Here is a 26,634-nt window from a genome sequence, read left to right as displayed (position 1 = left end):
TTCAAGTATTATGGTGTTTCAGTAATTGTAATTTCCGAGGAAACACCTTGTGCTTTCGTATTTGGATTGTACATAGCTTCCGCATAAGTAGGTGGAACAATGTATTTTCCTAGATTCACTGCCTTTATTTTATAAACTATTTCTTTGGCAGCAGACTCAACTCCACCAAAGAAATTGACTCTATCTTCGCGAATATCGACAAAATCCATTGTATTGTTTTTTACAGAGTCGTTTACCACTTCAAAACCTCCGGGCAAAAGATCTTCAATAGCAATATTGGATAAATAATCGTTACCTAATGCACGAATTTGAATATGCACTTCAATTTCACTGCCTAAGGTTGTTGAATTAATCACATTTCCTTTCGCATCTTTATATTCTCTGAAGATTTCTAAGCCTTGTTTTAAAGGAGCTTTTGCAATAGTTCGATTAAAACCTGATTGTATGAGTTGATAGAAAAATGTCTTTTTATCAGGATTGTTAAAACGTATTTTTTGGACATCAGGATCAATATCAATTTTTTGATAGTTTGGATTAGTAAAAGGGATATTGACTTCTTTATTCTTGGCCAAGATTTTTGTCATTGACAAAGCTGATGCTGATTCACTGGGCATATTCGGATGGTATACTCCTAAAGCCAAGCTTGTAAATCCAGACAAAACGGTATTGATTTCATTATTATTGATTACCTGAATTAAGCGCTTGAGCAATCCATCACCTACTTGTGGTAACAAGTTGGGGAAATGTTTGGCGACAAGATATAAGTATTGCGCATCAGCAATCGTACTACTATAAAAATCAGTAACATAAGCCCGATTATTTTGTGGCTTGTACAAACCAATTAGTTGATTGGCTTCATCATGACTTTGCAGTAACTGATAAGAAGCCGCGATATAAGCTGTAGTAATGTCTGTTTGCCATGCTTTTGTTTTATCATTTTCCAGATACAATTGCAGGTTAGCCAGATAATTGGTTGTCACCACCTCATTGCGGGTTAAAATATAAATGGCATAAGCTTGAATTCTGGCTGCATCCATATCCTCTACATTTTGTCCTACTAAGGTTTTAAGATAGTTAATGCCATTAAAGAACAGATCACTAGGAACATTAAATTCTTGGTTTTTTGCTTCAGTCAGAAAATGCATTGCATAAACCGATGCAAAATCATTACTCTGATTATCACTTAGCCCCGGCCAATAACTAAATCCGCCATTAGACATCTGTCGTTGACTGAGCATTTGAATTGCTGCACTTATTTTTTCATTAACTTGTTTTGCTTCTTCACCAAAACCAGTTTGATTGCTCATTGCCAGCAAGGGGAGGGCTTTACTTGTTAATTGCTCGGTACAACCATAAGGATAATTATCCAGATAACGCTGTAAGCCAAATACCAGAATCATCGGACTAGTAGAAACCGTTGCATTTACTTTATGATATTCTGGATAAAATGTTTGCATAATATCTAAAGTTTTTTGAGCCTCTTCTGATTTGCCACTATTGATGAAAGTACTTAGCGGTATAGCGGGTCTGACGCTAAGTGTTGCACTCATTGTACTGGCTTTATCACCTAAACTGGCTTTAAAGTTTAACTTTGCTGCTCCTAAAAGTGATTTGGCTCTTAATTTAAAATGAACTGTTTGTTCGTGGCCTTCGGCAATTTCCAGAGTTTGGGTTGGTGAGCCGATAATCTTGATTTCAGGAGAAGCTGTCAAATTTACATTAATCAGTGCATGGTCTCCAGAGCCTTTAATGTTATTTGCAACAGATGCAGATATTTCAAACTCATCTCCTGGTGCGACAAATGTTGGAACATTAGGATTAATAATGAAATCACCCCGAATTTCAGCAGAAGTTTCATACGAACCTACTGAATCAGATGATACCGCTACTGCCATGACGCGTAATGTTCCATTAAAGTAATCAGGAACTTGATATACCAATTGACGATTGTTTGCATCTGTATCGATAATCCCAGACCAATAAGCTACGGGTAATTCAGTTTTTCGTTTAAAAGGATTCAGACGACTAGCCATGCCTTCCTCACCGTTATCTCCTCCAATCGCAGAAAGCTCCCGGTCTTGAATAAATTTCGGCATGATTTGATCTACAGTTTGTTGGGTTAAAACTTCAAGAGCATGCTTTTGAAAGAAGAACGATAAAGGATTTGGAGTCTCATAACGTGCAACTTGTAGAATCCCTTCATCAACTGCAAAGACAATAATTTTACCTGGTTTATCCGTATGATAATCTATAGTGAACGGTTCACCAGGACGTGAAACTGCTGCAGTTTGCAGATCAATTTTTATGTTATGATTCTCATGGTTGACGGTAAATGGGACAACACTATAACTGAGTGGGCTTATGAAGATTTCAGGAGAGTTCCAATCTCGTATAAATGCAACATTGATGTATCCATCCCCTTGAAAATCAGCAGGTATGTGAATGGTTTGTACAGAGTTAGTTGTATCTGTTTTAAACCATTGTACTGCATAAACCTTATCACGTTCTATTGTAATTAAACCTGAGCCTGTATAAGGTGCAGTAATTTGTATTTCGATATCCTCGTTGGCTTGGTATTCAGTTTTATTGAGTTTAATCGCTAATTCAGCGTTCTTAGCTAAAGGTTGTTGGCTTGCACCCACAATACTGAACTTTAACTGATTCAGTACCGTATTATCTTTTCCAAGAATACTTAATGAAAAATCACCAATTTGGTCTGTAGGTAAAGTGTAATCAGTTCCTTGCTCCAAAATACTCAATGGGTTGGTGCTGACTACTGTAGATTGAATAACAGATTGATATTGATAAGTACCATCAGCCTTTTTAACCAAAGTTGTGACTGGATGTAATGAAACCAGCTGGATCTTTAAGTCATTTATTTTTTCTTTTTTCAACGCAGAATTAATTGCAATGTAATTAACACTTCTGATACTGTTTTGCTTAATAAAAGATAGGTCACCATCGGGTTTGTATCCTACAAAATAGGGTAGGGGACTGATCAAGGTTTTGGTTTGAGTTGTTACACTACGGCCTCCTTCAGATTCAAAGCCTTCAGCAAAAAATGTTAATTGATACGTTGCCTTTTCAAAACGGTCAAGATTTAAATCAAACTCCGCTTCACCTTTATCATTCGTTTTAGCATCATTTAGTGTTTCAGTGAACACTTTAGGTGGTTTTTTGGGATCCAACAAAGGATCAATAAAGACATAGTCAGGATATTTATCAAACTCAATTTTTTGTGGTACTAATAGGATATTAGCACTAACTTTTCGATCGGTAGCAGGAGCCCCATATAAATTCCAGAGCTTTATTTCACCTTTTAATCCTTTAGGTGAACTCCAGCCAGCAGATGGCTTTGGGGATAGGCTGCTGGTGATTCGCATTCTATCAGGTAGAAATTCAGAAACGCGAATTGTTGTAGAACCTAGAAGATTTTGTGGGTATCCATCTTTTACTAAATACAAATTAATCATGTACTGACCGGTGGGAGAGTTGGTGCTCGTTGTGAAATCAATGTCCATGTAGCCTAGATCATTGAGTGTAATTTTTTCATCTTTGATTGTTGTCCCTCTTGAATCAAATACAGTCACCTGCAGCGGTAATCCACCTGGTTGCGGCTCGGCATAAGCTTGTTTGACTATCATGCCGACGTGAACGGTATCTCCTGGTCTGTAAATTCCTCTATCAGAAAAAAGATACGCACTTAAACTATGTAATTCTTGATTAGTAGTATAAAGTCCGCCAATATCAAATTTAGAGAAATTTAACTGTCGATTAGTATTATTAAAAGGAATAAATGAGACGTCATTATTCAACTGAGCCAAATATACAGTAGGCTCTCTATCGTCAACAAAGTCTTTTAAAGGCGGGAAAGTAACACGCCCCTGGACATCACTGGAGCGTGATAAAATTGGCAAGCCATTTTTACCTAAAACAGTTACTATTGCATTAGCAACTGGAGCTCCTTGGGTTATAGAGTTAACAAATATATCATGACTGCCGTCTTGATTATCTTTTACTAACAAAGCCAGATCGGTAATCAATATCATACGGCTTGCTTTTACATCCAACGCAGTTTTATTCGTGGCATCCCAGCCAGAAGCTTGTAATAAGAATAACCCTTGTGGGCCTAGAGTATTCGTATTCATCATCAAATACTTGCTGAAGTCAAGTGCAGTATATTGTTGCTTTGCTAAATCCGAAATATCAAACTCTTGAATCTCCGATGATATTTGGCTGATATTTTGTTGATTAAATGTGGGATTAATAAAATAAGGGTTATTAAAATCCCCTTGAGTTTGAGTTATTAATTGGTTGATATTTTCAGGCAACACGCGCGCGAAATCAAACTTCACCGCCGGAACGCCCCGAACCAGTATAGAAAGCTTTTTCTCCCCACTTAGAGCAAGCAGCGAACCTTTATGTAAGAAACTTATCTCTCTAGGTATTTCCGGAACAGGAATAACTGCTGCATACTCATTCCCTAAAGTAAAATCGCCAAAGCCTTGCATTCCTTTATCAATTTTAATATATATATATCGCGGAGTATCTGCTTTAAATTTAAAGCTGTGCAGCATGGAATAATTTTGCTCTGAGGGAATTACTTCTTTTGCCAAAGGTGCGGCTAGAGAAAGAACTGTTTGCGTCACTTCTCCTGGATTTTGCCATTGATAATTTTCTTTGGCAGCTTCAGCTACTGTTGCTGGGCGATCTTTAGGCAGTAAATAAACATGTACTGACTTGTTAAATTCACTCTCATTGATCCCCAGCGAAGTTTCGATAGTCAAGACTTGCTCGGGCCTATCTTTATCATCGCGAACAATGGATGCCGAAGCAGAAACCACTTTAAGAAAATCCTGAGCGCTAGGGATCAATAGGTTTTGTGATAATTCATATTGTAAATGGTTAGAATCAGTAGATGAAGTAGTGTTTTTTTCCAAGGTTAAACGTAGATAACGGGCTACATCATTTATTTTGATTGTTTCAGAATGCAGGTAAGCGGCACGTTTATTTTTATCATAAGTAAAAGTAATGGGAAGTTTTTCACCTGCAGAACCCGATTTTGTTTGATACGTTAACGATGTATTTTTTTCCAAGCTTTTAGGATTAACTGGATAATTAAACTCTATTGTGGCTACAGCATTTCTTATTTCAGCATGGAGTGGATCTTGATAAAGTTTAAATTCAGTGATTTTGCCAATGAAGGGATGAGTAGCGAAAGAATATGCATTGCTTTCCATATTTGCATTAGGCGCAAAAAAATCAGGAGCAAAATGAATTGTAAATTTTTGTCCCGCAGGCCAATCTTCTGAAGGGGTAAAAACTAATTGACTGTCGGAATTCCACGTCCATGTCCCAGGTATTTTCGGAGTCATTTCTATGCCTTCAGTTACGGTTTTCCCCACTTGGCTCAGTGGCGCAACGGATTGATTGATAAAGCCGTTATTTTTTATCCCAAAATCAATAATTAAGTTGTTAGGGACTAATTGTTCTTCCGTATTCGGTGTAATATCTGGAGCTGTAATTTGAGCAGTGGTATAAATTGGTTTTGGTAAGTTTTTATACCAATAGAAAGAATAGCCTGCTGCAATTAAAATGAGGACGATGAAAAGACTACTTCCCCAAAACATTTTGGGAGACGATTTTGATTTAGTATATAAGTAATTCACCCATGGCGGGCTACGCCAATTTAATTTACCAAATACAGATGAAAATGCATTGAGTAATAAAGAGAGCGGATTTTTATTCATCATATATCTCAAGTGGTGAATTGGGGGAAATTTTTGCATATATTTTATTCTATTTAATGCATAATAGCGACTATGAACAAAATATTTAAAAAACTAAGCATAATCCTTATTACGCTCCTTGTCAGTGCCTCTTTAATATTATTTTTTTTACCCAAACCTACATTATTAGACGGGACAAGCTTTTCTAAAGCTGTTTACGATGAACATCATAAGTTATTAAGGTTGACATTAAGCCAGGACGAGAAATATCGACTATTTACTCCTCTATCGCAGATATCTGAACAGCTTATTGAGGCAACTTTATTACAAGAGGATCAATACTTTTATTGGCATTATGGCATCAATCCTTGGTCAACACTAAAAGCCGTATGGCAAACTTATGGTGCGCAATCACGTAGAATAGGTGCCTCAACAATTACCATGCAAGTTGCCCGGATGCGTTATGGTATGAATTCAAAAAAAATATCGGGAAAGTTATTGCAAATTATTCGTGCCATACAAATTGAAATGCATTACAGCAAAAAGGAAATTTTAGAAGCCTATTTAAATTTGGCACCTTATGGCGGTAATATTGAAGGAGTAGGGGCTGCAAGTTTGGTTTATTTTGGCACATCAGTAAATAAAATTACACTGCCACAATCTTTAACGTTAAGCATCATTCCGCAAAATCCAGGCAAAAGAACACCTAATAATAAGGAATTAAAAAAAATTAGGGAGCACTTATTAGGACGGTGGTTAGATAAACATCCAGAAGACTTTAATAAAAAAGCCATGTTTGCTTTACCTTTGGTAATGCAAAATACACATATGCTTCCTTTTGATGCGCCACATTTTACAAACGAAATTTTGTATGATTCAAAAACGAAACAGCAAAGTATTGATACGACGCTGGATTATCGTACTCAAATAATTATCGAGCGGATTACACATCATTATCTCGCCAGAAAAAAAGGTATAGGCGTAAATAATGCAGCTGTTTTACTCATAGATACCCGAGATATGGGCATTAAAGGAATGTTAGGATCGGCCGATTTTTTCAATCAACATATTAGCGGACAAATTAATGGTACAGAAACGAAACGTTCGCCTGGATCTACGTTGAAGCCGTTTATCTATGGATTGGCATTGGATCAAGGACTAATTCACCCTGATACGGTTTTAAAAGATGTTCCTCATAGTTTTAATGGCTATAATCCGGAGAATTTTGATTATGATTTTATGGGTCCCATTAAAGCCAGGGATGCCCTGGTTTTGAGCCGGAATATTCCCGCAATTTATCTTGCCAGCCAATTAACCAATCCCACATTACATCAACTATTGGAAAAAGCTCAAATTACTCAATTACGATCTGAGTCGTATTATGGATTGTCATTGAGTTTGGGTGGTGTGGAATTAACAATGAAGGAGCTTGTAAGCCTATATGCCATGTTAGCAAATGATGGAGTTTGGTATCCAATTCGAACATTTAAAAGTGAAATAAAACCCAAAGGTATCCGTTTGCTTAGCCCAGAGGCAAGCTACCTTGTATTAGATATGCTAAAAAATACTCCTCACTTGGATGATGTTTCTAGAGAATGGCTTCGTTTGCCAGTGTCCTGGAAAACTGGAACTTCATCAGGTTATCGTGATGCTTGGACTGTAGGGGTGTTTGGTCCTTATGTATTATCAGTATGGATAGGAAATTTTGATAATAAGGCTAATCCTGCTTTTATTGGTAAGGACATTGCTGCTCCTTTATTTTTTGAACTGGTTGATGCATTAAAACATGAACGAGGCCCCATACATGCTTTAGACAAGCATCCTGAGCAAATGAATTTGAAAAAGGTAGAAGTATGTAAAGCTTCAGGAACGTTACCCACGCGTTATTGTAAGGATACGGAATGGAGCTGGTTTATTCCTGGAAAATCTCCAATAACTACCGATACAATTTACCGAGAAGTTGCTATTAATAGTAAAACAGGGTTACGAACGTGTCACATTGATGAAAATACACGTTTTGAAGTTTTCGAGTTTTGGCCATCTGATTTATTGAGTATTTTTAAAAAAGCAGGCATACAAAGACATATCCCACCCTTTTATGAGCCTGATTGCATTTTATCTGGCAATCCTGGTATTAATCCACATATTACTTCACCGCAAAATGGTATCAGCTATATTGTTCGTGTTAATTCTCAGCAAAATAATACCATTCCTCTTACTGCCATAACTGACGCCGGTGTTGCACATGTATACTGGTTTATCAATGAAACATTTATTGCAAAAACCAAAGCTGGAGAGTCTTATTTATGGAAAGCAAAACCCGGAAAGTTTGTTGTTAGAATCGTAGATGATCACGGTCAATCCGATGCACGTGATATTAATGTTCAGTTGGATAGTTGATTAAGATAAAAAATTGTGGCTGGTAAATAAATAAAGGTTCTATGATTATTATAAAAAATTTTATAGATTGTATCTTTTATCCATCAAAAAAACATATAGAAATTACTGGGAGTCATTTGCTTATCGCTACTTGTCGCCAAGCAAATGTTGACAACCTGGACTTAGATAAAGCCGGGATAAAATACACATCTAAAGGTATTGAGCTTAATAAGCATTTGCAAACCAGCAATAAAAAATTTATGCTCTTGGTGATGTGATAGGGGCCTATCAATTTACCCATATAGCAGAATACCAGGCAGGGATTGTTCTACGTAATCTTGCATTCAAAATGCCAGCTAAAATTGATTATCTGACAGTCCCCTGGGTTACTTATACTGAAAACGAAACATACAGGTAAAATTAAAATTATTACCGATAAAAAGATAAAAATTTTAGGTGTAACTATTGTTGGTCCTCATGCAGGAGAGCTAATTTTACCTTGGATTATGGCAATACGTGAGCGAAAGATATTTCGTGCTTTTACAGATGCAATCATTCCATATCCTACATTAAGTAAAATAAGTAAACGGGTTGCTGGAGCGTTTTACACCCCTAATTATTTTCTAATAAAACACGAACATTGGTTCGATGGTTACAAAAATTGAGATAATTATGATTGAACAGTATGTAAGGGAACATTATCAGCAAATATTGGTTGATCCAGTAGCAAATCATTTGCGACATCACATAACTCCCAATCAAATTACTTTGCTATCAGGTATATTAGGTGTGCTTATTCTCCCGGCTTTAATCACTCATCAAGAAATTGTGGCAATTTGTTTGCTGCTTTTGTCTGGGTATTGCGACACGTTAGATGGCACATTAGCACGTTTTAATCAGCAAACATCAAATTGGGGATCGGTATTAGATATTATGATCGATCGATTAGTAGAATTTGTAGTTGTTTTAGCCTTATGGTTTGTTGCGCCTCAAGAGCGGGGACTATGGTGTATGTTGATGTTAGGCAGCATGCTTTTATGCATCACCAGTTTTTTAGTTGTTGGCATTTTTACCGAAAATCAGTCTCAAAAAAGCTTTCATTATAATCCTGGTCTTATGGAACGTGCTGAAGCGTTTTCTTTTTTTATTGCTATGATAATATGGCCCCATGCGTTTATTTTTCTTGCTTGTTTATTTACTTTACTGGTGATGATAACCGCTATTATTCGTCTCGTACAATTTTATAATCAGCAACAAACAATACGAATAAATAGCCTATAAAAATTGGCTAATTTTTTTACCCATGCACTACCAAGCCTCACCAAAAGGACGAATCTCTACTTCAAATGACCAAGTAGAAGGTGCTTGTTGTGTTAACCAAAATACCGTATCTGCAACATCATCTGATTTAACAAAAAAACTACCTTCTTTGGGAAAACGAGATGCGAACGCAGCGCCGTTTCCTGGCCCAACTCCAACAATAACACATACTTTTTTTGTCACGTTTATCTCCCTAAAAATATTCGGTAGTTTCTTTTATAGTAAAGGAAAAAAAGTGTTTACAATTGAAAATGTGTTGTACATAATTAATTTTTTTTTTAAATTCAAAATGAAACGTTTTTTTAAACCTGCTAAACAGCGTATCTCTTTTAATGAGTATATACAAAATACCTTAATAACAGCAAAGCGAATTATAGAGATTTCTCCGGGGAAACAACGTTACACGAGTGCTCAATTTGAACTGGCACTTATTGGTTTTGCTGATCTTAAAACCTTAAAACAAGAAATGGATGATGATATTGAGGTAGAGTTCTCTAAATCATTAAAGTGTGATTCTCGGGTTGGCTTTGACTGGCTTGATCTTGCGGTACATTATGGTGATGAAGATGCAATTGAATATTTTAAGAATAATATGGAAAATGAGGTCTTTTCTACTATTTATCAAAAATATAAAGAACATTGCCGCCCTAATTGTGCTTTACAATACCATGAAAATATAAGCAAAGTCGAAAAACCGAGATAATTTATCAAGAGCCTATCAAAAGAAAAAACATCCTATTTTATAAGTCGAAATAGAAGTCTTGTAACTCGACGAGTGTTGCAATTTTCCCCGAGTTACACTGTTTCCCTCAACAACAATTTAATAGGTAGTAGTATTATCAGTACCACTATTAGTATTCGTGCCTAAAATCATTTGCATCAAACCAACATGTAACATCAATACAACAGCAAATCTAAGCAATGATCTTAATAATTTAATTTATCACCTTATTTAATGACTATTAAATAGGAATAGTCAAAAAATAACATATGCAAGAAGGTTAAAACAAATAGACCCCATAGTTTTTGAGCTGTCATTGAGCTCTCTCTTATCTTTTTCTATGGAGGTATTTTTGAATAAACCTAATTATACTGTATTTTCAGCATCATGGATTCCAAGGTTAAGCCCGGTCCAAAAGCACAGCTAAAAATATGCTTCGCCCCATCCTGACTATTTAGCCTATCCCAAATATTTTTTAAAACAAATAATATTGTTGCGGAGGACATATTGCCATAATTTTTTAATATTTCATAAGAATGCTGATTGTCTTGAGCGGTAATTTTTAATGCTTTTTCACAAGCTTGCAGAATCTTAATACCACCTGGGTGAATTGCGAAATAATCTATATCATTAAAAGAATAATTAGATTGTTTTAGCAGTTTTTCTGTAAACATCAAGATACCGGATTTAATTGCTTCAGGTACATATGAGCTTAGTATGATGTCAAATCCATAATCAGTGATAGTCCATGCCATATCCTGGCTGGTTTGTGGAACCAAGTCACAATAAAAGGACTCTATATTAAAACATTTGGGTAAATTGGTTTGTCCCTGAATTAAGGCTGCTGCAGCTCCATCAGCAAAAAGAGCATTTGAAATTATATTCTCTATGTTGAAAGTATCTTGAAAATGTATTGTACAAAGTTCAACACACACCAAAAGTACATTTGAGTTAGGCTCTGTTTGACAAAATGCATCAGCTACTTTTAAGCCATTAAATGCCCCATAACAGCCCATAAAATTAATCGCTGTGCGTTTTACAGACGGGGATAAGTTAAGCTTTTGTACAATTTCAATATCAATTCCCGGGGCATACATGCCTGTACAACTTACCGTAATTAAATGCGTAATATTTTTTCTGTCAAACTCAATGCTATTTAAGCAATTTTCGATGGAAGTTATAGCTAAGTTAAGGGCATTATCTTTATATAAATTCATTCGTTGTGACGTGGATGGAAAACTTTCTTGTGGAGTATTAGGGAAAAATTCAAATTCTCCTGGTTGTTTACAATAGTCTGTTAATACACTGTATCGGGTTTCAATTCCTGAGGATTTATAAATTTTTTTCAATACTTTTTTTTGTAATGCATTAAGATGAAATCCTATAGAAATAAGATCCGCAATCTCATCTTGTGTTCGCATAAATGGAGGAGTTGCTATACCAATTGCAGTAATTTTTGATTGCATTTTTTCTCTTTATAAAAAATATCTCCTTCAATATAAACAAATTAATTACCGCTTACGAGTTTATTTAGAGTTTTAAATCATTTATTGCAATATTTAAGTATACAATGCAAAATAAAAATTTCTCATTATTAAAATGAAATGGCCCAATTTAAAATACGATCAAAAGAAAAGGAAATCATTGATCTAGGTCAGAATTTTTATACACCACAAGAATACATACAATCTTTAAAAAAATTATTTAAAATTAATAAGTTGATGGGTATTTTTAAAAGTACAGTCAATTTGCTTCAACAATTTCCCTCTGACTCAGTATTGACGGATGTTGGGTGTGGCGGCGGCTTATTTTTACTAAATCTTAGTAAATATTACCCTAAAATGCGCCTGTTGGGATTAGATATTTCTACAGAAGCGATTAAACTTGCAAAAAAAGAAGCACAGGAGTGGCAACTAAAAAATGGAAACGCCATAGTCGAGTTTCAGTTACAGCTGCAGCCAGAACTCGAAGTCAAAGAAAACATAGATATTATTTTACTCAATTTGGTATGCCACCATCTGGATGATAAAGAATTGATCATGCTCTTAATCAAAGCCTATGAGACGACGCGTAAGGCGGTGATAATCAATGATCTGCATCGCAATTTTATCGCTTATTGGCTTTATAAAATGATTTGCCCATTATTTCGTAACCGACTTATCACTCATGATGGCCTACTTTCGATTCAAAAGAGTTTTACAAGAAAGGAATTAGAGTTTTTATTGCAACAAGCATGTATTAAAAATTATCAAATCAAATGGCACTTCCCATTTTGGTGGAGTATTCTTATTTTGAAATAGTATGGATTAAAACCTATGGATTTGGATGCGCTTATCATTGGCGGAGGGCCTTCCGGTGTAACTACTGCATTATTACTTGCTGAGGCAGGCTGGTCAGTTGGACTGGTCGAAAAAAAAACATTTCCTCGTAGAAAGGTCTGTGGTGAATTTATATCCGTTACAAATTTATCACTACTGCAAAAACTTGGAATGGAAGAGTTCTATTTGATGCATGGTGGTCCTGAGATACAAAGAGTCGGCTTATACGCCGCAGATGTCATATTAACTGCAAATATGCCGCCATCTAAAACATCAAACAATTTATGGGGAAGGGCGCTTGCAAGAGAGTATCTTGATACAGAGCTTATGAATAAGGCCAAATTAAAAGGAGTACATGTTTGGCAGCCTTGTGAAACATTGTCATTACATCGATCTAAAGATGGATTATTTATCTGCTCTGTAAAAGAAAATAATAAACCAACAGAAGTAATGGCTTCTCTAATTGTTGTTGCAAATGGCTCATGGGAAAAGAGAATTGGTCAATATGAAGATAAAATACACCAGCCTTCCGATCTATTGGCGTTTAAAGCACATTTTAAAAACTCCAATTTACCTATAAATCTGATGCCCTTACTGGCTTTTCCTGGCGGCTATGGTGGAATGGTTCATAGTACAAAACAAAAAGTCACGCTTTCGTGCTGCATTCGTCGTGATGTTTTGCATGATTTGCGCTTGAAAAATCCAGGTATCCAAGCAGGGGAGACCGTTTACGAATACCTATTGGACCAATGTCGTGGGGTTAGGGAAGTGCTTGACTTCGCTGAGCGCGAAGGGAGCTGGCTGGCAGCAGGGCCAATTAAACCTGGTATTCGTAACTGTTATCAAAATGGTATTTTTTTCGTTGGTAATAGTGCAGGTGAAGCTCATCCTATTGTAGCTGAAGGAATTAGTATGGCCATGCAATCTGCATGGTTACTTGCGCACTGTTTAATTCAATTTAAACTGAACAATTTTAAGGAGATGAATCATTTTGATGATGCTGGCGCATATTATACGAGGCAATGGCGCAAATATTTTAGCGGCCGTATCCATGCTGCGTCATTTTTTGCACAATTAGCCATGATGAAACCTTGGACCAGATCTTTATTGTTACCCGTGATCAAACAATTTCCCGCTATTTTAACCCTAGGTGCAAGGTACAGTGGTAAAATACAGCAAGTCGTGCCAACAAATGAAAACTAAAAAAAGAAATGAAAAAAAATGGGTAAAACTGCGGCACAAACACTACTGGCTGGATTTATGAGTAATGTTTGTATGCCACCCCCCCTCATGCTATATTTTATTTTCTTCGGATACTAATGCGCATACATTATTTAAACTTTTTGTTATTCTTGAAGGAAATATTTATGAAAACAGTTGTCTCACGGACGGGCAAAAAATTATTCATCACAGCTTCTTTATTTCCAATTCTCACCTTTGCAGCGCCACAATCCTCTAACGTCTCACCTCTCTCGCCGCAACCAACAACTTGCATTGTATCAACATTTAGCTCAACAGGAGACAATTATTGGAAAACGATAACTTTGACATTGGCTAATCAATGCGGAACGACTATCGATTTTCAAAACGCTACCATCTCTTTCCAGAATATCATTCCTCTTAATACCAATTTTTGGGGAAATTTTGATCCATTATCTTATCCAGATAATAATTTACAAATCACGTCTCAAGGTTCTGATGGGAATTATTTAGCTAGCTTAAGCTTGCACTTCCCAACCGAGCCATGGGCAAATAGCAAATTGCCTGCTAATCGATCTTTTCAAATTAAATATGGTGCCGTCTCAGATGGTCACGTCGGCTCAGCAAGTGTATATTTGAGCGGCGGCGATGTTCAAACAGGGAGCATTCAACTTAAGAATGACAGCTCTAAACCGTCAGATGTTATACAGCCATACGCGCTCGTGCATGTCATTGCTAATGGTACCAATATTAGCAATGTGCAGTTGCCCTGGGGTGGTACACAAAACGTTTCAGGCCTTGCCCAAGGTGATTACAGCATTACAGCTGAGAATGTCAGCGGTAGCAATGCTAATTATAAAGGCAGCGCTGTCCCAACCACTGTCTCAGTAATCGCTAATCAAACAGCCACTTCTACCATTACCTATGCGGTGATACAGCAAAATGGTCAATTGGCTATTCAATTGCAAACCTTACCTGATGAGCTGTCGGGTTATACAGGCAATCCAGTAGTGAAGGTGATTCAATCAGACACAGGAAGTTCCGTGCAAAGCACTTTAAATTGGGATACTACAACAACGGTTTCTCAGTTAAAAAGTGGAAGTACTTACAACTTCTCTACGCCGGTAATTACTTATAATAACTATAATTGTGAGCCGCTGTTTAATCCTACCAGCGTGATAGCTAGTTCGACCAGTATTCCTGCAACAAGCTTGACATATCGTTGCACTCAAGTGGCACAAAGTCTTGTCACCTTTAGTGTGAAAGGTGCACCTACCACCTTGAGTTCGCTACAAGTTACTTTAACGCCAAATAATACAACAACCCCTATTACCCAAAACATTCCATTAACAAATGGAACTGGTTCTAAAGCTGTTTCACTTACCACAGGAACTATTTATACCGTTTCTGCAAACGCAGTATCAGGCTATACCACCACTTTTAATCCTCAACCTTTGACTGTTGAGAATGGTGCAATCGAAAATATTACACTCACTGCTGACAGTTCAGACACGCCTGTATCGCGAAATGGACAATTACATGTATGCGGCACGCAACTATGTAATGAACACAACCAAACTATTCAACTAAAAGGTATGAGTTCACATGGTATTCAATGGTATGGTTGGCAAGGAAGTAATACAGGAAAAGCTTGTTTAACCACGGCTTCACTAGATATCTTAGCTAATACATGGAAAGCAAGTATCATGCGTATTTCTATGTATGTACAAGAAGGTGGTTACGAAACAAACCCCACTGCATTTACTAACCAAGTGAATGCGCTTATCGATGAAGCAACTAGACGTGGTATTTATGTGATTGTTGATTGGCACATCTTAACGCCAGGAGATCCAAATGTGAATCTCTCCAAAGCAAAAACATTCTTTACTGCCATCGCAACAGCACACAAAAATAATAATAATTTGTTTTATGAAATTGCTAACGAGCCCAACGGAGTTTCTTGGAGTAGCATTAAAAGTTATGCTGACGCCTTAATCCCCGTTATTCGTACGATTGATAATAAAACGATTATTTTGGTTGGTACGGCTGGATGGAGTTCATTGGGTGTTTCGGATGGTAGATCATCACAAGATATCATCAATAATCCGCTTAATCATTCCAATATTATGTACACCTTCCATTTTTATGCAGCATCACATCGCGATAATTATCTGAATGAAGTTGACAAAGCCTCTAATTCGTTACCTATTTTTGTCACTGAATTTGGTACGCAAACTTATTCAGGCGGTGGTGCTAATGACTTTGCTATGGCCGATAGATATTTGCAGTTATTTTCCCAAAAGAAAATTAGCTGGATTAATTGGAATTATTCTGATGATTCACTTTCAGGTGCCGTTTGGAAAACAGGCACATGTTCCAATGGTCCATGGGTTGATACCAACTTGAAACCTGCGGGAAGTTATATTAAAAAAAATATTCTTATCTGATTATTTTCTTTATGCAGCCAATGGAACATCAAACACATCGCAAGTAGGTGATAGTAAGACGAATCCACTAGGTCTGATTATTTTGATAATCAGACCTAGTGGATTCGGAAGCTTGAGGGGGTGTTTGTTGTTCCTCTATCTCTTGAGCTGACTTTTTAATAGAGTCAACTTGCTTTTTAAAGTCTGTTTCAAAACTCAGCGCGAGATAAACTTTTAAGGTGCTTGCAATGACGGTGATTCATATATAACGTCATGGATGTAGATTGCTCTCCTGGAATAAAGGATCTTATTGTATCCAATGAGATTGCATTGATTGTTTAACGATTATTAACTGCATCAAATAAATCTTTTTCCCATTGTTGTTGTTCATCGCTTCTTTGATTAGACTCAATGGCGTAAAGCCTGTCCTCAATATCTTGTTGTTGCATTCTATAAGCTAAAGAATCAAGTTCTTGATCACCAGTTTCCCCATAAATATAAGCAAAACTTGTTGATTGAAATAGAAATGCAATTAGAAATAATGCTTTTTTCATAGAACACCTTATTTTAATCGTTAACGTGTTCTCTGTTGTTATTATTGTTTCCTTAAAAAATAAGCGGATTATGGGTTAGACACTGTATCCTGAGTATTGTCCATACCTACCTGACTTGTTATCAAAGTCGCGACTTCAGTATTAAAGAAACTGGCTTGATTTTTAGAAACGGGAATAGGAGGAAACGATTTAACCTGTTCAAAAATTTTTGCAAAAAATAAAAGTGGTTTTAAATAATTCGTATAGAGTTCACTATATTTATTAGCATCAACACTTTCCACAAATAAAGCCACATCTTTTTGTTGCTCATCAAGGCCTCTTAATTCGTCTAATTCTTGTAAGTATGTATGCCTTTAAGCCTTTGGTAATACCTAATAAAAAAGCAACACGAACATAATTAATGACTAATGATTTTTGATACTTATGAATCATACTTTATTTATTGTTTGATAAATAAACACTATATATAAATATATATCATATGTAAATGGGATTAATTAACATTAAAAAAATTGATTAATGCATCGATAAAATACGGATCGGATAATCCCCATGCTTCGCAAATTTGTTTGACAGAATCTAATCCTACTTTAACACGCTCATAAATAAGTTCACGTTCCATTTAAGAAAAAGCGGCACAGATATTAAAAAACAGTATTCCAAAAAGAATTTTCTTCTGTTGGATACTTTGACTTACTCTAAAATACATTATCTAGAATATAATAAAAGAAGAATGTCTTTATCTTATGAGAATGCAAAATATGCCTGAACAAGAAAGAGTACATTATGATGTTGTCGTTTCTGGCATGGGACCTGCGGGGTTATCTGCTGCTTGGGAGGCAATTAGAGCAGGAAAGACAGTCTGTCTTCTAACCAATCGAGACGAGAATGATTATACAAGAGTACAAAAAGTTTTTTTACAAGCTGAACTTCGTGAATATTTACATTTGATGTTTAATTCATTGCCCAGAAAACCAGAAACTATTAGTGAAGAAGACAGAGATTTTTTGGCAAACTTAGACACCAAACGTGGCATTCCGATTAGCGAAGTTGAAAAGTATCTTTTACGTCGAATCAAAGAACTTGATAATACTAAATTTAACATATTTGAAAAAAGTACATTAGCGGATGTGCAATTATCTTCGGGTGAAGCAAGAATTATTGATTCTCAAAATCAGGAAGATAAGGCAAAAACAACATTTGATTTTTTAATTGGTGCAGATGGTGTCCATCATCATGCAGTAGATGAAGTGAATAAAGATCTACCACCTAAACAACAAATTATTTACCAACGCGATTTTAAACGCCCGCATAAATATCATGTAAGCGTTTTTGTTCCTGTTATTAAAAAAACAGATGATTCACCGATTGTACTACCAGTCAAACAAGAAAATGAATCTGAAGATGCACGTATTAACGTAGGGAAAGATGGATTGTATTTTGCTATTATTTTCGCACATACCTCAAATGATAAAACAACGATAGAGTGTAATATTAACTGTGAAATTCCTCGAGAATTATATTACTTCTATTATGAGGCGAAAGGAGCATATTTCGATGCAGTAAATAAAGAAAATCAAGATAAAAATCAGATTAAACAACTTGAAAAATACTATCGGGAAGCAACCAAAGCTCTAGAAGAATTCATTAAAAATAAGATTCTTTCAGAGTTGAAGATGGGTACTAAGGATGTTGCGTTTAATCCGGATAAAAATGGCATTATTGATTTTAGCTTATTCGTAACGATTCTTAATCAAGCATCTAAAGCATTCATATTATCACAAGATAAAATATTTATCTTAATGGGCGACAGTTACCGGGCACCCTATTATCCTTGGGGTCATGGAATAAATGATGCACTCACTCAGGGAAAATTTCTACGAAAAATATTTAACGCAAATCCCCAGCAATTTCATCAAAAATTAAAAGAATATGAAAAAATGTGTAAGGACCTTGCTTTGACAGCTAAAATAGGAGCGGCCATAGGCTCCTTTCGCATTTTTAAAGAATTGGTTTGGAGTCATAGCGGCAAAAGAGCAGAAGTAGTTTTTAGAGAATATCAAAGTGATCGGGAACAACCTCGTATGCATCGATCTATATTTAAAGATAATGCACTTGATATTTTAAATGGATTATTAAAAAACAATAGGCTTGAGTTATATACTAAAAATAATCAAGGAGAAAATATCCTTCATTTTGCCCTAAAGCAAAATAAACCCGAAGTATTTGATTGGCTCCATAAAATGGATTTTTCAATCTTCCATGAATTAGTTTTACAAAAAGATCAAGATGGATATACGCCAGTTCATTTGTTCGCAATGCAAGAGAATCCTGACTCCGCTATTCAAAACTTGATTGCTCTTGCTCCATCTAAAGCAAATTTGAAAGAATACAGGGATGAAGACGGCAATACCTACGCACATATTGTGGTACAAAACGAAAGACCTCATCTAAAATTATTGGAGTTTATATTCAAGCGCCACCCCGAGATTCTCACAATAAGAAACAATGAAGGTCTAACTCCTATAGAAATGATTTATATTTCCTATGCTCAATTTCTTGAAGCAGAGGACGTCCCTAAAGGCCAAAAAGAAAATTATATTAATATACTGAAGTGGGCAGAAAAAAATAATCTAGGATCCGAAGAAGAGGCTCTCGAATTTTTAGAAGCGAATATGCGCCCATCAATGGAATGAACACTTCATGTTCAAATAAACAATCTGGATATTTTAAATATTTGTTTACACCCTAAATCAAATATTTTCTCAAAATGTAGCTGGTATAACCCATAAAATTATCTGGTAATGTCGCTATAACTTGATAACCCATTTTCTCATAGAACCCCTTTGCTTGGAATTCCGCAGTATCTAGTTGAATCATTTTACAATGGTTTTCTTTTGCAAAAGCATCCAGTGTCACAAATAGTTCTCGACCGAGTCCTTTACCACGATATTTTTCGTGAGTCCAAACGGTAAATACTCTACATAACGTACCAAATATATCTCCTTTAATACCACCAAAAATCTCAGAGGTATCATTTTTTGCATAAATGATAAAAGGTTTTGCTTCATAATTGCCAATGATTGTCTCATTAAATTTTTTTAAATTTTCATAGATGATTCTAGAAATGGCTTCGTTTTCTTTAAAATCAGTAATGATAGTTATGGGGGCATTCATTTATATCTCCTACTAGGGCACCAATCCGATCATTATGTAATACGGTGTGTTGACATGGTGCCGAATTATCTTATGGAGCAAATCGGCTCGCACTAAAAGGTAATGGATCGGTGATTAAGTCCTCTGCTGTCATCATTTCCGCAAGCAAACGACCTGTAACCGGCCCGAGAGTCAAACCGTGATGAGCATGCCCAAATGCAAACCAAAGTTCGGTATGTCGAGGAGCTTGACTAATAATTGGGAGCATATCCGGTGTACAGGGCCTGCATCCCATCCAGGGAAACTCATCAAGTCGTTTGGTAATTGGAAAAAGTGTACGTGCAATGGGCTCTACTAAATCAAGTTGTACTGGAGTTTTCTGTGAATCACGTGGTGCAAATTCTGCCCCGGTAGTAAGACGAATTCCGCGGGTCATGGGTGCTAGTAGGTAACCATTCTCAACATCGAGTACTGGGTGATTGAGTTGTGCGTTTTGCCTCATGCCATAATGCATATGATATCCACGTTTGACTGCTAGCGGAAAGTGATATCCTAGCTGAGAACATAAAATGTCAGACCATGGCCCTAACGCAATCACTGCAGAATTTGCCTTAATTTGACCCTGCTCCGTTTTGACTGTCCATTGATTGGATAAAGTGAATGCGTCACCCCAAAAAAAGCGACCCCCAAGTTGTTCAAAATAATTGACATAAGCAGTAACCAGTGCTCCGGGATCGTTCACAGTTTCAGAATCTACATATCGAAGAGCGCCTAACAATGATTTGTCCAGATCTGGCTCAATTTGACTTAATGAATTCTGGTCAAGAGACTCAAACTGAATGTCAAACTCAGTTTTACATTTCTCGGCAAATCGTGTTTCAGTATCTTGTTTTTTTGCTGTACGGAATACTTTGATCCATCCGCCTGAGCGAAATAAGTGTCTTACTCCTGCGGCTTCGGCTAAAAAATAATGTTCCGTTATACTATGTTGAATTAAGTTTACATAGGCGCGAGCGATCTCTGCATGGCGTAATGAATGAGAATTAAGCCAGTATTTCCATAGAAAAGGCGCAAGCTTCAGGATTGCTTTAGGGTGATATCTAACATCAGGAGAACTGTTTAGAGCATATTTAATTAAAGAGAAAATATCTCTTGGAAATGCATAAGGATATACCCCTTCACGCTGAATTAATCCAGCGTTACCATATGAGGTCTCACTTCCTGGAGACTTCACATCAACTAATGCCACCAACCGTCCTCGCCTTTGCAAATGAATTGCAACTGAAACTCCAATAATTCCGCCTCCGAGGACTACAGCATCATATTTCATAAAGCATATACTCCGTTTACTCAAAGAATTAGGCTCAGTCGCTTATTATCATGCCTATTAGATGAGGTTACAACCTATTAAATATGATGCAGCAGCCCATTTTAGCTTCTCGCATGTATTTTTATAAAAGCACTATTCCTAGATAGGTTAAGTATAAAATTCCGTTAAAAAATAATATCTTAATCTTAATTCCATTCGCTGAAATATTGAACCTTAGCCATGCTGCAGCAATGTAAGTTACTAGAATACCTGTTAGTACTATTCTAGATGGTGCCCAAGGTGTTAAAAGTATTCCTAATGCCGGAAGTAAAGTGCCTTGAAAGACCATTGCCCCGGTTATATTGCCAAAACCAAGAGTATCTTGACCTTTTCTTACCCAGATTACGCTGTTCACTTTTTCTGGTAATTCTGTTGCGATGGGGATGATCAATAATGATAAAAGCAACACAGATATACCAATAGAATTTGCCGCTCCCTCAACTCCATGAATGAATCCTTTTGCACTAAATACCAATAGGATTAGTCCCAAAATTAATTGGAATAAAATTGTTTTAAGATTGGTTTTTAAACCCACTTTGGTTATTAATAAAGGCTCATTTGTTATTACCGCATGGCCGTTTTTTACCAAAGTTTTAGAAGCACTGAATGTAAGCATTAAATAAAGAAAATAAAGAAAAATAAGTATGATGCAAAATAAAGTACGGATAGAGTAATTTGGCTCTAAGGGAAGAAACATTGCTACAGCAGCAAGCGTGAATGCCATTAAGAAAAAATTCATGTCTCGTTTAAAGCCGGTAATTTCTGGTGTTATCCATCCCTTAATCCCCCGCTTTTTAATTACTGAAGAAGCCATAATAAAGGTTGATAAAGTTGATAACATTAATGGAGCACCTAAAATTGCCCCTACACCAATTTCTTCATTAACTTGTCGATCAGTGGTTCCCGCAATTATTGCCAAAACTGGTACCGTAGTTTCTGGAAGTGCAGTAGATATAGCTGCGAATACTGAACCCGTGACACCGGTTGAAATATCCAATCTTTCACCAAAATGCTCTAACGCATTAGAAAATAGTTGTGCTGAGATTAAGATAAGAATCAACATAACTAAGAGTTCAAACCACATGTACATATTTATCTCTCATTAAAACCTCTAAATGATTTTCCATAATCTGGCCAAAAATTTTTATAAATATAATTTGGATGATCGAATAAATTGCTAAAAAATTCTAGTGCCTTACATAATTTAAAACAACTTTCAATTAAAACATATAGGATATAGTGATCTTAAAGTCTTATATTTATGCCAAAAATCATCATGGCCGAGAGACAACTGAGTCCGTATGAATTTATGGCTTTTGTTGAATTCAGTAATAAGATGATAAGATACTTGAAATGTAGAGGATGCTCCTTTTATTTTTCCTCTAAGAAGAGTTCTCATTCGTCTATTTTAGTAGTAAATCCTGGCCTCAAGACCTCATGTGTCGGCGTGGTATTGGTTTCAGTACTTGTAGTATTAAAAATTCCAACTTTCCCTAAGGCATCGCTTAAAGTATGGGGGTCTTTAATATCAGCCTCAGACTGAGCAAGCGCCCCGGTCTCTGGTACTGGAATAGTTGTTTCCGTTTTACTCTTATTGGCTTCTAATGGTGGGTAAGTTTTAGATAGTACTTCTGTAGTTGCAGATTTAGTTTGCAAAGTGGCACCAGTCATTCCTATTTTATCTGCAAACTCTATAGCACCTTCTACATATTCGTAATTAGCTGACTCTAAAATTAACTGAACTTCTTTTCCAGAGAAAAAGTCATTTAACGTGCCATCAAATAAAAATGGTGCCAAATCTTCTTTCTTGTGAGTACAGAGGTTTAAATCGCCCCTATAGGTTACTTTATCAAAATCCCCACTTTTTTCAATGGTTGTTAATAATTCAATCAGTTTATTTTTTACGTCGTAATTATCGTAGTGTTCAGGAAGGGCTCCCTCTAGTTTTTTTAAATCGCCGGGTTTTAAACCATCCTTTTTAATTAAAGCAAAACCATTAATCATGGATTGGACTTTTTCATGATAACTTGAGATCACAAGTTCTTTGTTTGGAGTAATTGTATAAGAGATATAAATTCTGGGGGACATGTTCATAACCTCCCTTATTTATTAAAATAAGGATCATTGTAATTATTTATAATATAGACCATTTGTTTTAATTTGGAGCAAAAACCGGTCTGAGCGAGTCAGAATCTTGGGTTGCTGCAATTGATTTCTTATAATATGCAATAAAAAAATCTTTGGCTTGTGATGGCACTTCAAACCCCATAGAATTACTGCATTTAAGGCCTACGCCTATACTGGCATTTTGTATACTGTATTTGCTTTCGTTTAAAATTAACTCTGCATAATCCAACGATTTTAAAACATGCTTATATTCGGCTTGGGCTTCTTCAATTTTAAAATTATTAAGTAACCATAAGCAGTAACAAGATATTGCATCAGCCAAAACCATATAACCATAACTGCCATAATGCGGAAGCATAAGTTTACTATTGGTGATAAGTTCTTGGTAAAGACTATCGGACTCTTCAGTACTAGCTTGTTGTAATTTATAGTAAATGTATTCATTGTAACGTTTTATTGCATGAACTGAACCGTATCGAATTGCAATTTTGATTGATTCAATTTCAGAAAATCCAAAATCATTCTTCATGTTTTTTCTTATTTCTTGTGAGAGATGAAAAAAATAGGCTCCTCGTACTAAATCAAATTGATTTAATTGCGGTTGGGAAAAAAAAATCATCAAGGGTAAATTTTTTTGCTGCGCTAAAGCCACGCCATAGGCACACCATATTTTTCCCCAATGTTCTTTTAATTCTGAATGATTACAAAATACTTCGATGGAAGTGAAGTGATAAGCAATTCGAGCAATTGTCTCAATTTTCTGGTTTTTAATTAGTTCAATTTTTTTTGTATGATTTGCCTGATTAAATATATAGATAAATATTCTATCTTGTACCGTTAATTTTAATGACATATTAAGTGTCTTAAAATCAAAAAATCCATACATATTTTATTACCTTTATAATCTACTTGCTGAGTTTGAACTCCGGGACAAACAGCCTCATCCCTGCGAGGAATAACTAGTGTTTTACCCGCTGCAGTTATTTGATTTCTTACCGCAGAATAATTATACCCTTTATCGGTAACAACAACTAAAATTTAACAGTGATGGGTTCCAAACAGTGCCAGGCCTTGCGTACGAAACCAGTATTTATCCTCTCCAATAGCATACTTTTTTAATTCAGGAATAGCTTGAATGTCTGAGTAACCTGTTGTTACAAAATAACTTTTCCCCGTGAAATAGTACTCTTTCGTGCTCCTTGATGGAGTAACTAGTATATGTCCATTAGGAACAATTGTGATTAATTGTTCAATAAAGTGCTTTATATCTTTTTCTTTTTCTATCCCATTTTCAACACCTAAAAGATATGGAACAAAAGCAGTATCAAAAGTCTGCTTTTTATCACTCATCAATATCTTATCCACTGTGCCTACATGAAATTGGATGTTTTTATCCAATTCAAAATTAGTTTGTTTTGAGGATTGAATCGCACGTTGAACCAGTGACACCATGTAATGAATATAGGCTCGTCTTAATGAATTAGGATGAATTGCCCAGAATAAAAAATGAGCCAATTTCCCGCTCGATAAAGTCACTAACGGGGGATACCAGCATGTCAGTGCAGCAAACAATTCACCAATCGATGGTAATGGATTTTCTTGAGTATCGTATTCACGATAAAGGTAATACTTTTTAAATGCTTTCATCCAAGCGATCGTAACGGGATCTTTATCATAGGCAGTAATTGATTTTGCACCTGCTAGCGCAAATAAAAAACTACTGTTCCCATATCCAGGAATAACCAAAACATTTTTTTCCTCAATATCAGCTCGAATATTATATCGATTTTTTTGGTGTTCAGCCAAAGCGGATGCTAAATAGCGCTCAGCTCCCATGGGATATATTTGAACCTCTTTGTTGTCAGAGAGTCTTGTGATGCGTCGGTCTAAAAGCCATTTTTTCTCTTGCTTGCTTAAAATGGTTTCGTAAGCTGACATATAATTCCTAAGTTAATTTTCTTGATTGTTTAAATCGCAATAACTTTATTGCTGTTTCTAGCAAGGTTGGCATCTTTAAAGAGTTCGCATTTCGTTTTGTTGCATATTTTCTTCCCAATTTCTGTGTAGGCCGCTCAATAAATGCATGGAGAAACCAAGACAATAATAGAGAGCCAATAAAAATTAAAGCGAGTGCAGTCCAAATTTTAAAATTCATATCAAGCATTACTCGAAGGAAAACATAACCTGCAATACTATGCACGATATACAAAGGATAACTAATATCAGCTAAAAAATTAACCAGGGGGTTTGCTTTAAAAAAATGAGGAAATATATAGGCAAACATAAAAGTCAGTAAAGCAAAAGCATAACTCCAAGCCAATATTAAGTTTTCTGAATAAGGTCCAGTCCACCATGCAATGCAAAACATGACAAATAAAATACCTATTAAAAAATATCCTCTATCGGGTGCAATTTTATAACAGTATAAATAGTGGAACACTACACCAATAAACATAAAAATAATATATGGCGATGACATCATATATATTTCTGCTCTGATAAAGGCAGGTAAATTTTTTATTGCCCATTCGGGGATCATGTGCGACATATAACAGGTCACTAGAAATAAAACCGCAGGAATTAAAAAAACCTTGAGTGAGTTATTGCGAAACCAAGCAATTGATAAAGCCGCAATAAGATAAAATTTCATTTCTACTTCAAGAGTCCAGATAATTACATCTATATTTCTTGAACCAAGAATATCTCGAATTCCTGGGATGTAGTGAATTAATGCATCTTGAAAGGAGTATGGCCATGATGTTAAAAAATACTTTCCGCATAAAAAAAGAGCTAATAAAGTAATGCTAAATCCTATGACGTAGGTTGGAATAATACGAAAAAGACGATTGACACAAAAGCCTATGCTATTTGTTCTTTGGAGTGAAAAAGGAATAACAAAACCACTGATAATAAAAAATAAACCTACTCCATAAGCTCCCCAATCAAATAGAGGAAATAAGTTAAGCCATACAACATACATCGGTGTTGCATGTATTTCGGAGGATAGTAGTGGTGCATGAATCAGATGAGCAACGGATTCCCTCTTATACCAAAACGTGCTTAAATAATGAGAGAGTACAACAAATAGTGCTGCAAAACCTCGTAACGTGTTTGCAAATTCTATCTTGATATTAGCGTGTAAGATTTCACTCATAAGCTAAGACCTGAACGTCCCTTTTCTTAGAATATTCACAGAAACCATATGTTATATTCACTCTTAGATTTTTTATTTCAATCAATAGAATTATTGTATCTTACCCTGCTCTACTTGACTATTATCCGATCTTATCTGTAATCAGGTGCAGCAATATTTGTTTTGTTCAATAATTTTTTAA

Annotated in this window: 21 protein-coding genes; 9 read left to right on the top strand and 12 right to left on the bottom strand. The window is 35.8% G+C overall.

Annotation, left to right across the window (positions count from 1 at the left end; genetic code table 11):
- Positions 1–8 precede the first annotated feature (8 nt).
- On the bottom strand, positions 9–5,750 hold the full coding sequence (locus Ltuc_RS05725; RefSeq protein ID WP_058520340.1) for an alpha-2-macroglobulin: 5,742 nt from the start codon (positions 5,748–5,750) through the stop codon (positions 9–11).
- 72 nt (positions 5,751–5,822) lie between these two features.
- Here Ltuc_RS05725 and pbpC point away from each other — a divergent pair, with 72 nt between their 5' ends.
- The 4 genes from pbpC to Ltuc_RS05710 all read left to right on the top strand — a co-directional run bounded on the left by pbpC (position 5,823) and on the right by Ltuc_RS05710 (position 9,389).
- The gene (gene pbpC, locus Ltuc_RS05720) at positions 5,823–8,129 is read left to right on the top strand and encodes a penicillin-binding protein 1C (protein ID WP_058520339.1); all 2,307 of its coding nucleotides are present in this window, start codon (positions 5,823–5,825) and stop codon (positions 8,127–8,129) included.
- Between the two features lie 41 nt (positions 8,130–8,170).
- Positions 8,171–8,386, top strand: a complete 216-nt coding sequence (locus Ltuc_RS15670) for a hypothetical protein (RefSeq protein ID WP_058520338.1) — start codon at positions 8,171–8,173, stop codon at positions 8,384–8,386.
- 114 nt (positions 8,387–8,500) lie between these two features.
- Positions 8,501–8,773: a hypothetical protein gene (locus tag Ltuc_RS15665; protein WP_083498047.1), complete on the top strand. Its 273-nt coding sequence runs from the start codon at positions 8,501–8,503 to the stop codon at positions 8,771–8,773.
- A gap of 7 nt (positions 8,774–8,780) precedes the next feature.
- Positions 8,781–9,389 carry a CDP-alcohol phosphatidyltransferase family protein gene (locus Ltuc_RS05710; RefSeq protein ID WP_058520337.1) on the top strand — a complete coding sequence of 203 codons (609 nt, stop codon included), beginning with the start codon at positions 8,781–8,783 and terminating at the stop codon, positions 9,387–9,389.
- A gap of 27 nt (positions 9,390–9,416) precedes the next feature.
- Here the strand turns inward: Ltuc_RS05710 and Ltuc_RS15660 are convergent, their stop codons facing one another.
- A complete protein-coding gene (locus tag Ltuc_RS15660) occupies positions 9,417–9,611 on the bottom strand; it encodes a Rossmann-fold NAD(P)-binding domain-containing protein (protein ID WP_058520336.1) in 195 nt (64 codons plus the stop codon).
- A gap of 52 nt (positions 9,612–9,663) precedes the next feature.
- On the opposite strand from Ltuc_RS15660, the gene Ltuc_RS05700 reads away from it, so the two are divergent.
- On the top strand, positions 9,664–10,131 hold the full coding sequence (locus Ltuc_RS05700; RefSeq protein WP_238584075.1) for a hypothetical protein: 468 nt from the start codon (positions 9,664–9,666) through the stop codon (positions 10,129–10,131).
- Positions 10,132–10,511: 380 nt separating this feature from the next.
- On the opposite strand, the gene Ltuc_RS05695 is transcribed toward Ltuc_RS05700, so the two are convergent.
- The gene (locus tag Ltuc_RS05695; protein WP_058520335.1) at positions 10,512–11,615 is read right to left on the bottom strand and encodes a type III polyketide synthase; all 1,104 of its coding nucleotides are present in this window, start codon (positions 11,613–11,615) and stop codon (positions 10,512–10,514) included.
- A gap of 138 nt (positions 11,616–11,753) precedes the next feature.
- Here Ltuc_RS05695 and Ltuc_RS05690 point away from each other — a divergent pair, with 138 nt between their 5' ends.
- The 3 genes from Ltuc_RS05690 to Ltuc_RS14950 all read left to right on the top strand — a co-directional run bounded on the left by Ltuc_RS05690 (position 11,754) and on the right by Ltuc_RS14950 (position 16,114).
- On the top strand, positions 11,754–12,449 hold the full coding sequence (locus Ltuc_RS05690) for a methyltransferase domain-containing protein (protein ID WP_058520334.1): 696 nt from the start codon (positions 11,754–11,756) through the stop codon (positions 12,447–12,449).
- A 15-nt stretch (positions 12,450–12,464) separates the two neighbouring features.
- Positions 12,465–13,670: an NAD(P)/FAD-dependent oxidoreductase gene (locus Ltuc_RS05685; protein ID WP_058520333.1), complete on the top strand. Its 1,206-nt coding sequence runs from the start codon at positions 12,465–12,467 to the stop codon at positions 13,668–13,670.
- 164 nt (positions 13,671–13,834) lie between these two features.
- Positions 13,835–16,114, top strand: a complete 2,280-nt coding sequence (locus Ltuc_RS14950) for a glycoside hydrolase family 5 protein (RefSeq protein WP_083498046.1) — start codon at positions 13,835–13,837, stop codon at positions 16,112–16,114.
- 317 nt (positions 16,115–16,431) lie between these two features.
- Here the strand turns inward: Ltuc_RS14950 and Ltuc_RS05675 are convergent, their stop codons facing one another.
- Together Ltuc_RS05675 and Ltuc_RS05670 are read right to left on the bottom strand one after the other, a co-directional pair.
- Positions 16,432–16,647: a hypothetical protein gene (locus Ltuc_RS05675; protein ID WP_058520332.1), complete on the bottom strand. Its 216-nt coding sequence runs from the start codon at positions 16,645–16,647 to the stop codon at positions 16,432–16,434.
- 68 nt (positions 16,648–16,715) lie between these two features.
- On the bottom strand, positions 16,716–16,940 hold the full coding sequence (locus Ltuc_RS05670) for a hypothetical protein (protein WP_058520331.1): 225 nt from the start codon (positions 16,938–16,940) through the stop codon (positions 16,716–16,718).
- A gap of 468 nt (positions 16,941–17,408) precedes the next feature.
- Between Ltuc_RS05670 and Ltuc_RS05665 the strand changes: the two genes are divergently transcribed.
- Positions 17,409–19,343 carry a hypothetical protein gene (locus Ltuc_RS05665; RefSeq protein ID WP_058520330.1) on the top strand — a complete coding sequence of 645 codons (1,935 nt, stop codon included), beginning with the start codon at positions 17,409–17,411 and terminating at the stop codon, positions 19,341–19,343.
- 52 nt (positions 19,344–19,395) lie between these two features.
- Here the strand turns inward: Ltuc_RS05665 and Ltuc_RS05660 are convergent, their stop codons facing one another.
- From Ltuc_RS05660 to Ltuc_RS05630, 7 genes are all read right to left on the bottom strand, one after another.
- Positions 19,396–19,824 carry a GNAT family N-acetyltransferase gene (locus Ltuc_RS05660; protein WP_058520329.1) on the bottom strand — a complete coding sequence of 143 codons (429 nt, stop codon included), beginning with the start codon at positions 19,822–19,824 and terminating at the stop codon, positions 19,396–19,398.
- Between the two features lie 70 nt (positions 19,825–19,894).
- Positions 19,895–21,133, bottom strand: coding sequence for an NAD(P)/FAD-dependent oxidoreductase (locus Ltuc_RS05655; protein ID WP_058520328.1), 1,239 nt, complete (start codon positions 21,131–21,133; stop codon positions 19,895–19,897).
- 121 nt (positions 21,134–21,254) lie between these two features.
- A complete protein-coding gene (locus tag Ltuc_RS05650) occupies positions 21,255–22,262 on the bottom strand; it encodes a sodium:calcium antiporter (RefSeq protein ID WP_058520327.1) in 1,008 nt (335 codons plus the stop codon).
- Between the two features lie 305 nt (positions 22,263–22,567).
- Complete coding sequence (locus Ltuc_RS05645; protein WP_058520326.1) at positions 22,568–23,260, bottom strand: hypothetical protein; 693 nt, start codon at positions 23,258–23,260, stop codon at positions 22,568–22,570.
- Positions 23,261–23,327: 67 nt separating this feature from the next.
- Entirely contained in the window at positions 23,328–24,185 is an 858-nt protein-coding gene (locus Ltuc_RS05640; RefSeq protein ID WP_058520325.1) for a DUF5630 domain-containing protein, read from the bottom strand.
- A gap of 152 nt (positions 24,186–24,337) precedes the next feature.
- On the bottom strand, positions 24,338–25,237 hold the full coding sequence (locus Ltuc_RS05635; protein WP_058520324.1) for a hypothetical protein: 900 nt from the start codon (positions 25,235–25,237) through the stop codon (positions 24,338–24,340).
- A 7-nt stretch (positions 25,238–25,244) separates the two neighbouring features.
- The gene (locus Ltuc_RS05630; RefSeq protein ID WP_065236207.1) at positions 25,245–26,453 is read right to left on the bottom strand and encodes an acyltransferase family protein; all 1,209 of its coding nucleotides are present in this window, start codon (positions 26,451–26,453) and stop codon (positions 25,245–25,247) included.
- Between the last annotated feature and the right edge of the window lie 181 nt (positions 26,454–26,634).

Origin of the sequence: Legionella tucsonensis (assembly GCF_001468035.1) — a bacterium.
Lineage (GTDB): Bacteria > Pseudomonadota > Gammaproteobacteria > Legionellales > Legionellaceae > Legionella > Legionella tucsonensis.
This window is presented reverse-complemented; position numbering and strand designations above follow the sequence as displayed.